This window comes from Alienimonas chondri (assembly GCF_013036045.1).
Classification (GTDB): domain Bacteria; phylum Planctomycetota; class Planctomycetia; order Planctomycetales; family Planctomycetaceae; genus Alienimonas; species Alienimonas chondri.
Genome location: NZ_WTPX01000174.1, coordinates 1 through 9,097 on the forward strand (window position 1 = coordinate 1; position 9,097 = coordinate 9,097).

A 9,097-nucleotide genomic window follows, 5' to 3' on the forward strand; every position below is an offset into this window, starting at 1 on the left:
CGGGCGAGGCGGGCGGCGATCAGCCGCGGCGTCGCAAAGCGACCGGCGTCCGCCGCCGTTCGTCGCAGCTCAGCGGCCAGCGCGTCGTGGGCCGGGTGGCCGGGGCTTTGGAGAAAGTGATCAAGGAAGAAACGACTAATTTCTTCGGGGGTCGTTAGCTCATGCTCCTCCGCCAATCGGGCGGGGTCGAGGCCGGCGAAGCGGCCTTCACCGGAGGTCGCCCCGGCGGCGAGATTCTGCCGATCGATCAACCCGGCGCTGGTCAGCCAGGCGGCGTCGCCCTCCCAGCCGGAGACGTCCGGGGGGAAGAACAGTCGCTGTCCCATCGCCGCCGCCTGGTCGGTTAGCGCCCGCGTGCCCATCCGGCCGCCCAATCCCCGGGCCAGCCCGACGCAATACTCGACCGGCGACTTCACCCGCTGCCGCACGGCGGCGTCCGAGTAGAACGCCCGGGACCCCAGCATCGTGCGGAGCAGCCATCGCAGATCGAAGTTCCGCAGACGCCATCCCTCCGCGAGCGGGGCGATCAATTCGTCCGACGGCTCCGCCGTCTCCGAGACGAAGAACCGAAACAGCTTCCGGATGAGGAACGTGCTGCACGCCGGCTGGCCGAGCGTAAGCCGCACGACCTCGCCCACACCGAACCGCCCCGTCACGGCGAAGATGGTCTTCTCCCCGCCGTCGTGCAGACGGGGGCTGAAGACGGCCCGGCGGCCGTCCGCGGCGTCCCCCACGGTCCACCCGGTCAACGCCCGGGCCGCCTCCTTGATGTCGTTTTCCGTGTAGCGCCCCGGCCCCAGGGCGAAGAGTTCGAAGAGCTCTCGAGCGAGGTTTTCGTTGGGAGCGCCCGCTCGGTTCTGATCCCCGTCCAACCACAGCAACATCGCCGGATCGGTCATCACCGCCGCCAGCAGATCGCCGAACCGGCCGAGAGCGAGACGTCGAAACATCGCCAATTGCTCCGCCATCAAGCGGGCGTCCGTCACCTTGGCTCCGCTGACGGCGAAGTGGCCGTGCCAGAACAGGGTCATTTTCTCCCGCAGAACGTCCGGCGATCGCAGCATGCGGTGCATCCAGGTCGCGGAGAGAGCGTCGAACCGGCCGCTGTGACAGGCCGCGGCCTCCATCTCCGCCGCCGCGGCATCGAAACGCCGGACTTCTCCCGCATCCGGCTCCAGCAGATCCTCCAGCGCCGCCCGATGCCCCCGCTCGGCCATCGTTTCCAACTGCCCCGGGATAGGCCCGAACCCGGCGCGTCGCAGCAGATGCGCAGCCGCGGCCCGATCCCAGCCCACGTCAGGCGAGGGCCACCACTGCCCCCACGCGGAGGCCGGTCGGAAGCGATCCAGCGTGTCCTGCGGCGTCCGTTCGGCGTGATTCATCGGTCGCTCGCGGCCGGCGTGAACTGCATTTCGAGACTCAGGCCGCTGTCGTCGACGGCGGTGGTCACGGTGATCGGCCCCAGGCTCCTCAGCGCTCTAGCGGCCGCCTCCTGAATGGCCGCGGCCTCGAGGGAATCGAACCCGCCCTCGGCGATCAGAGCGAACCGCACTGACGCCCCGGCCGCGTCCAGCGCCGCGGCGAATGCCTCCGGCTCGAACCGCTGCGATTCCGTCACGCCGGGCGGCAAGCGGTGCGGCGACTCGGCCTCCGCATCCAGCGCCGCCGCGATCGACCGGACCAGCGGTCGGGTCGAAGCGACGACGAAGTGCCCCCGATGCACCGTCCATGTCGGGGCCACGTTGAACCGCGCCCGATCCCCGACGGAATCGGCGCCGGATCGGTCGAGAAAACGCAGCCCCGACAGATCGAGTTCGCCCTCGCTCCCCCGCGTTCGGAACGGCTGCATCTTCGCCCCGCCGAACACCGCGACGAGTCGGATCGCACTGAGCGCCGGGCGGGCGAGATCTTCGAATCGCTCACGATCGCGAAGGCTGACGGCCAGCCCCGCCGCGGGCAGCGGCGGCGTCGCGGCGACGAGGTACTCCCGCTCTCCGTTCACGACGACCGCTCGCCACGAACTGTCGAACGCCGACGCCAGTTCGCTCGGCAGGACGTCCGCCCCCAGCACCTTGATGCCCTGACGAATCTCGAAGTCTCTCGCCTCCAACGCTTCGACCTGTTCCGGCGGAAGCGCCGACCCGCGAGCGTCCCAGAGCGTTCGGTAGTCGCGATACCACGACGCGGAATAAAGCGCCCCGGCCACGTTCAGCGGAGCCGGCGAGACGGCGTCGGGCGGCGCGAAGAAACCGGGCAGCCTCTCCTCCCCATCCATGGCGATGCGCAAGGACAGTCCGTCCGACTTCGCCCCCGAGTCGGCGAGGGACAGATCGAATTGATTCGCCGACAGCAGGGAAGCGGCGTACCCGCCGAGCAGCGCCGCAAACGCCGGGTCTTTCTGAAACTCCGCCTCGGCGGGCAGACGACCGCTTTCCCGCAAGTGATGGAGGTCGATCCGAAGGTGGACGTGATCCTCCCCAGCGGCCCGCGGGGCGTATGGGGCTCCCCCGGAGGCGAGACTGAGCGTCGCCCCGTCGAGCTGATAACGGAGCGAACCGACGGTCCATTCCTGACCGTCCTGCAGATCCGGCGGGATCGCCGCGAGGGCGGTCAACGGGTCGGCGGTTCTCGAGAGCCAGGTTCGTAAGGCAGGCAGGAACTCTTGCCAGACCTCCGGCGAGGCGGCGGCGATCGTGAGGGCGGCCGGGCCGTTCTCCTCGCCGCTCCAGTCGAAGCGCACGCCGCCCGCGGTCAGATCGGCCAACAGCGTCGGCACGTCCCGATCGCAGCGGCCGGCGAGGAATCGCAACGGGTCGAGAACGGCATCCAGTTCCGGCCGGCGTCGAGCCTCCCGCACGCCCGGCGCCTCGTTTAATTCCGCCCATACGTTCCCGATCAGCGGGTGGGCGAGCAGCGCCGCCGGATCGCGGATTTCTAAAGAGACGGCCGCGGGCGCCGACGGATCGGCGGGCACGTCCGCCGCGGCGAACGCGACGAGCAACAGGGCGGCGGCCGTCATGGCAAGTCCGGGCCGGGAAGGGAGGCGTTAAGTCATACCCGTAAGACGCCGCCAGGTTTCGGCCGTTTCCCGTCTCCTCCGCGGCGTCCGCGACGCTGGGGGCCGCCCGGTCTCGGGGCGATTGGCAGGCCTCGCGGGAGAGAACCATTCACCGGCGACGAGGGCTGAACCGCTTCGGCTTCGGACGGCTCATCCCTTTTTCCTTCGGTCGAGCGCCGCGAGCCGGTACCTTACGGCCCCGCCTCGTCGCCCCTCCTCCCGCCCCCGCGACAATGTTCCCCACTCGATTTCGGGTTCGCCGCTGCGCGTGCGCCCGGGGCGTCGCACGCCGTTCCAAGTCGGTCAAACACTTTAGAGTGAGTGGGGAGGGGCGGCTCGGCGTCGGTCCGATCGCGCTGCTTGCCCTCTGCCTCGTGACTCCGGGCCTTGCTGGGGCGCAGGACGGGGGCCGCGAAGGGGATAGCGCTGACGAGACGGTCGCCGCCGCGTCCGATCGCGACCCGGGGCAGTACGAGACCGCGATCAAACCGCTGTTGGAGCGGGCCTGCTTCGACTGCCACAGCGGCGAATACGCCGAGGGCAATTTTCGGGCGGACGAGCTGGACGCCGATCTGGTCGACGGCGGGGACGCCGCGTGGTGGTTGGAGGTCTATGCTGTCCTTAGCAAGGGCGAGATGCCGCCGCCGGAGTCGAGCGATCTGACCGGCGCCGAGCGGGTTCGCATCGTCGATTGGCTCTCCGCCGAGATTCAGGCGGCGGAGCAATTGCGAAAGGGGCGCGGCGACCGCTCCTCGTTTCGGCGTCTGACGCGATACGAATACAACCACGCCCTGCAGGACCTGTTCGGCGTGCCCTGGACGTTCGTCGGCGACCTGCCGGAAGAGGCCAGCGCGGAGGACGGTTTCGAGAACGACGCTGAGTCGCTGCGGATGTCCGTGAAGCAGGTCGAAGCCTACCGCCGGCTTGCCGCCGAGGCGCTGCGTCGCGTGACGGTGCGCGGCGAGCGTCCGCCTCTGAAACGCTGGACGGCGCCGATGGAGCAGGCCGTCCGAAAGGCCGGACCGGATCAGGCGCCGGCCGATCGGTCGCACTATCTGGACCTTGCGACGGGGGCGCGGACGAAGATGGATTGGCGTTACGTCGGGGCGAAATACGCGTTCGCGCCCGACGACGTCCCGGCGTCCGCCGCGGAGTCGTCTCTGCCGGAACCAGGATCGCACGTGGCCGTCGTGTATCCCGGCGACCGAAGGGCGGCGTTGACGGTCGAACTGGGCGACGAGCTGCCGGAGGAGGGCACGCTGCGGGTGCGCGTCCGGGCGTCGCGGGCCGAGGACGCCGGGGAGCGCCTGCCGAGTTTGCGGCTCGACTTCGGCTTTCAGGCGACGAACGAAGGGGCGTCGCTCGAACGGGCGAGCGATCGCATCCTCTCGATCGATGCGGCCCACGGGCGGTCGAAGGTGTATCAGTGGGACGTGCCCCTCGGCGAACTCCGGCACCGCAACGCCTACCGCGGGGAGACGCGGCTGGGCGATCAGCCCAGCCCGTCGGAGTTTCTGCGCTTCACGAATGCGACGCGGGAACGGGGCGGCGCCGGCTCCGACAGCCCCGCGATCCTGATCGACCTCGTGGAGGTAACCGCCCCGGTCTACGACGAGTGGCCGCCGCATTCGCACCGGGCGGTGTTTCCCGAGAGCGCCCGAGCAGACGACGAGACCGCCCACGCCCGAGCAGTGCTCGAATCGTTCATGACCCGGGCCTGGCGCCGCCCCCCCGCGGCTCGCGACGTCGACCGCAAGCTCCGGCTGTTCGAGCGGCTGCGGCCCGGCTGCGACGACTTCCAGCAGGCGATCGTCGAGGTCCTCGCGACGGTCCTGAGTTCGCCGAAGTTCCTGTACGTTCTGGCCGGCGAATCGGGGGCGCCGGAGGAGCAGAGGGGGGATCGACTCTCGCAGCACGAGTTGGCGACGCGGTTGTCGCTGTTCCTCTGGTGCAGCCTGCCGGACGACGAGTTGCTGGACCTCGCCGCGGCGGGGCGGCTCGATGATCCCGAGATGCTGCGGCGAGAGGTCGACCGGATGTTGGCCGATCCGCGGGCCGACCGCTTCGCCGAGCAATTCGTGCAGCAGTGGCTCAAGCTGCGGCCGCTGGAGTATCTCCGACCCGCCGACGACGGACTCGACGAAGCCCTGCTGGACGCGATCAAGCAGGAACCGGCGGCCCTGTTCGGGGAGATGCTGCGACACGACGCCAGCGTGCTGGAGTTTCTCGACGCCGACTACACGGTCGTGAACGAACGACTCGCCGAGCACTACGGTCTTCCGAACGTTCGGGGCGATCGCTTTCGCCGCGTACCGCTGCCGGCCGGCACGCCCCGCGGCGGGCTGCTCACCCAGGCCGGGCCGCTCACGATGAACTCCGACGGGACGGATTCACATCCCGTCAAACGCGGCGTCTGGCTGCTGACGAGCTTGCTCAACGACCCGCCGCCGCCGCCGCCGCCGGCCGTCCCGGAGATCGACCTGTCCGACCCGAAGATCGCCGAGCTGACCCTCAAGGAGCGGATCGAAGACCACCGCAATCAGGCCGCGTGCCTGTCCTGTCATCAGAAGATCGATCCGTGGGGGATCGCGTTCGAACATTACGACGCGACCGGACGCCGGCGCGAACTCATCGACGGAGAGCCCATCGACGCCGCGAGCCGCTTACCGAGCGCGGATCGGCTCGACGGGATGGAGGGACTCAAGCGGTACCTCATCGAGAACCGTGACGATCAATTCGTGCGGGCGACGGTCGAGAACATGGCGGCGTTCGCCCTCGGGCGACGACTCGGCTTCGGCGACCGCGCGGGGGTGACTGAGGTCGCCCAGCGGGTGCGCGACTCCGGGGATGGGCTGCGAACGATGGTGACCAGCCTCGTGACGAGCGAGCTGTTTCGATCGCGATAGCGGGGCAATCCGCCCGTCCGCGACGGACGGCGCGGAGCGACGACGGCGACTGACTTCACTGACTCCTTCAAGCGAGCGACCGGTGGCATTCCACCTCGACCGACTGGACCGACGGCGTTTTCTCCGGGGCTCCGGGGCGGCGTTGGCTCTGCCGCTGCTGGGGTCCGCCCCGCCGGTCGTCGCGGCGGACGCCGGGGGGCCGGACGCTCCCAAGCGGCTGGCGTGCATCTATTTCCCCGACGGCGTGCCCATGCCGCTGCGGGAGGATCCGGCGTTCGAGGATTGGTCCTGGTTCCCCCACGGCGCCGGCACGGAGTTTCGGTTCACCAAGTGCACCGACGTCTTCGAGCCGCTGCGGAACGACCTGACGGTGCTCTCCGGCTTTTCGCACCCCGAGGCCCGCAAGGTGCACGGGCATCGCAACGCGGACCAGTTCCTCACGGCCGCCAGGATTCGCCGCGAAGGGGCTTACGAGAACTCGATCTCGCTCGATCAGCTCTACGCGGAGCACGTCGGAGACGCGACCCGGTTCTCGTCGCTGGTAATGTCGACGGACGGCGGCACCGGCACGCCGCGGAACGCGCAGACGATTTCGTTCAATCGGGCGGGTCGGGCGATCCCCGCGGAGCGAAGCCCGAAGCGCCTGTTCGACATGCTGTTCGTCAAAAGCGACGCCGATGCGGCCCGCCGATTGGCGATCAGCGAAAGCGCCTTGGACGACCTGTTGGAGGACGCGCACGATTTGCGGCGGCGGCTGTCGGTCGAGGACCGAGGCCGGCTGGACGAATATTTGGACTCCGTGCGCGAGGCTGAACGGCGCGTGCAGAAAGCCAAGCGGTGGGTCGACGCGCCCCCGCCGGCCGCCGGTCGGCCGCCGGTCGATCAGGACCTCTCGCCGGACTCCCCGCGGGAGTACGTGCGGGCGATGCTGGAAATGATCTACCTTGCCTTCAAAACGGACTCGACGCGGGTCGCGACGTATCAGATCGGCCGCGAGAACGGGGCCGGGGTCAGCGATCGGTTGGCTCGGGCGGTCGGATTCAACCTCGCCCACCAACTGACGCACGATACGAAGCGTCCCGGCGGCTGGAAGAACCTGGGGATCTACTGCCGGTTCCTCAACGAGGAGTTCGCCCGGTTCGCGACCCGGCTGAAGGAGACCCCGGAGCCGTCGGGCGCCGGGTCGATGCTCGACAATTCGCTCCTGCTGTTCGGATCGGCGTCGAGCGCGTTTCACCTCTCTCGCAACTATCCGCTCGTGTTGGCCGGCGGACGGAACCTCGGCTTCAAGCACGGCCGATACCTGAACTACTCCGGCGCCGATTCCATCCGCGGCGCCTGGGACGGCGGCCCGGAACCGTACAGCCGGGCGATCACCAACGACGACCAACCGCTCACCCGCGTCTTCGTCACGATGTTGCGGCAGTTGGGCGTGGACACCGACCGCTTCGCCGGAGCCACCGGCGACTTCCCGGAGCTGCTCAGTTGAGCCCGCTCGGTTCGCGGGCGGCCGCTTGAGTCGCAAGCGTTTCGGCCCCCCGCTCCCCGATCACCCTCGCCGGCACGCCGGCCATGATCTGGCGGGGTTTGACGGGGCCGGTGACCACCGCGGCGGCGGCGATCACGGCTTGCTCGCCGACGTTCGCCATCACCACCGCCCGGTCGCCGACCCAGACGTCCCGCCCGATCGAAACCCGCGGCCACTCGCCCGGCTGCTCCCGAACGGGCACGTCCAGCCGGTCGATTCCATGCTGGCGACCGCCGTTCGTGACGGACGCCGCAGACCCGAGTAGAGCGTCCTCGCCCACGTCCACCGCTCCCAGCACGCAGTACGGTCCGACGTAGCAGCGGGCTCCCAGGGTCGCCTCCGGGGAGGTCAGCAGGGCCCCGAACCCGACGTGTACGTCCCGCCCGCACGCCCGCAGGGTCTGCCGGAAGAACGCCCGCCGCAGCGTCGTCCCCGTCAGCCCGGGCAGCAACGCGAACAGCTGGGCGAAGCCCGGAAACGCCCGCTCGGCGCCGACGACGGCGGCGGACGTCCGGTACGCCGCCCACGCCGGCACCGTAACCGCCGAGGCGACCAGATCGATCGATCGCTTCACTCCCGCGCGGCCCGTCGTGGGGGCGGACGCCGGCCGTTCGCTCGGTTCGGTCGCATTCACCGGCCGGCTCCCCTCCCGGTCTCAGGCTGCGGCCGAACCGTTTCCGCCCGACGCGGCGATCTCTCTGCCGTGGCCCCCAAGGATCGATGCTCGCGCCCCGGCGTCATTCGCGAAATAGTTCGGGGAGGGGTACGCGGGAGCGTCGACGAATCAGCCGTCAAAGCGATCGGCGACTCTACGGACACGGTCGGATGGGATGCAACGGGCTGCTCCGCCGGATCATGAGGCGAGACGAACTCGACGCCCGCAGGTGAGGCGCTCGCCGAAGCCCGCCGAACGAACCGGACTGCCCGCCCGGTCGCGCCGGGGAACTCCGCAATCGACTGGATCGCCCCGCAATAGCGTCGTCGCCGATCGTCACTTCTCGGCGGAGGCGTCGGCGGACGCGGGATCCGCGGGTTCCCGCTGGTCGAGCAGGTAGGCCAGCAGATCAGTGAACTGGGCGGGCGTCAGCGTCTCGCCGACGTTGCTGGGCATCAGGGAGAGCGGCGAATCCGCCCGATCCAGCACCGTCTCGGCGGGGACGGCGAACTCTTTGCCCTCCGCGTCCGCCAGGATCAACGTTTCGCCCTCGGTTCGTCGGGGCAGGCCGGTGAGCACGCGGCCGTCCTCGAGCACGAGCAGGACCGTGCGGAAGGCGGCGTCGACGTTGCGGTTCGGCGCCAGCACGTCCTCGCAGAGCCGCTCGACGCCGCGGACGCCCACCCCGTCGAGTTGCGGGGCGATCGACCCGCCGACGCCGCCGATCGCGTGGCAGGCGGCGCACTGTGGCTTGAATAACGCCGCCCCGCGCTCCGCCGAGGCGGCGGCGGGATCGAACGCGGCGGCTCGCTCGGCGAGCAGCGCGTCGAGGGCGGCGTCCTCGGCCGGCAGGTCGGCGGTCAGGGACGTCGCCCGTTCCGTCACGGCGGCACCGGCGACGCGCTCCAGCGTCTGACGGACCGCGGGGTCCGCCAGTAATCGAACGGGGA

The 9,097-nt window shown here is 69.9% G+C and carries 6 protein-coding genes; 2 read left to right on the forward strand and 4 right to left on the reverse strand.

Annotated elements, in window-relative coordinates; genetic code table 11:
- On the reverse strand, positions 1–1,382 hold a 1,382-nt coding region (locus LzC2_RS18540; protein ID WP_171189522.1), incomplete at its 3' end, for a DUF1800 domain-containing protein.
- The gene (locus tag LzC2_RS18545) at positions 1,379–3,019 is read right to left on the reverse strand and encodes a hypothetical protein (protein ID WP_171189523.1); all 1,641 of its coding nucleotides are present in this window, start codon (positions 3,017–3,019) and stop codon (positions 1,379–1,381) included. The genes LzC2_RS18545 and LzC2_RS18540, both read right to left, overlap by 4 nt.
- A 413-nt stretch (positions 3,020–3,432) precedes the next feature.
- Here LzC2_RS18545 and LzC2_RS18550 point away from each other — a divergent pair, with 413 nt between their 5' ends.
- Both LzC2_RS18550 and LzC2_RS18555 read left to right on the forward strand, forming a co-directional pair.
- Entirely contained in the window at positions 3,433–5,964 is a 2,532-nt protein-coding gene (locus LzC2_RS18550; RefSeq protein ID WP_171189524.1) for a DUF1592 domain-containing protein, read from the forward strand.
- Between the two features lie 82 nt (positions 5,965–6,046).
- Positions 6,047–7,453 (forward strand): DUF1552 domain-containing protein, encoded by a 1,407-nt coding sequence (locus LzC2_RS18555; protein WP_171189525.1) that lies wholly within the window; start codon positions 6,047–6,049, stop codon positions 7,451–7,453.
- Here LzC2_RS18555 and LzC2_RS22640 read toward each other — a convergent pair.
- Both LzC2_RS22640 and LzC2_RS18565 read right to left on the reverse strand, forming a co-directional pair.
- Positions 7,446–8,066 carry an acyltransferase gene (locus tag LzC2_RS22640; RefSeq protein ID WP_171189526.1) on the reverse strand — a complete coding sequence of 207 codons (621 nt, stop codon included), beginning with the start codon at positions 8,064–8,066 and terminating at the stop codon, positions 7,446–7,448. The genes LzC2_RS18555 and LzC2_RS22640 overlap by 8 nt on opposite strands.
- A 417-nt stretch (positions 8,067–8,483) precedes the next feature.
- Positions 8,484–9,097 (reverse strand): c-type cytochrome (locus tag LzC2_RS18565; protein ID WP_171189527.1); only part of this gene is annotated, 614 nt, incomplete at its 5' end.

Excerpts from the sequence above, each read along its gene's own strand:
- LzC2_RS18545 (WP_171189523.1), bottom strand. The coding sequence starts at position 3,019 with ATGACGGCCGCCGCCCTGTTGCTCGTCGCGTTCGCCGCGGCGGACGTG.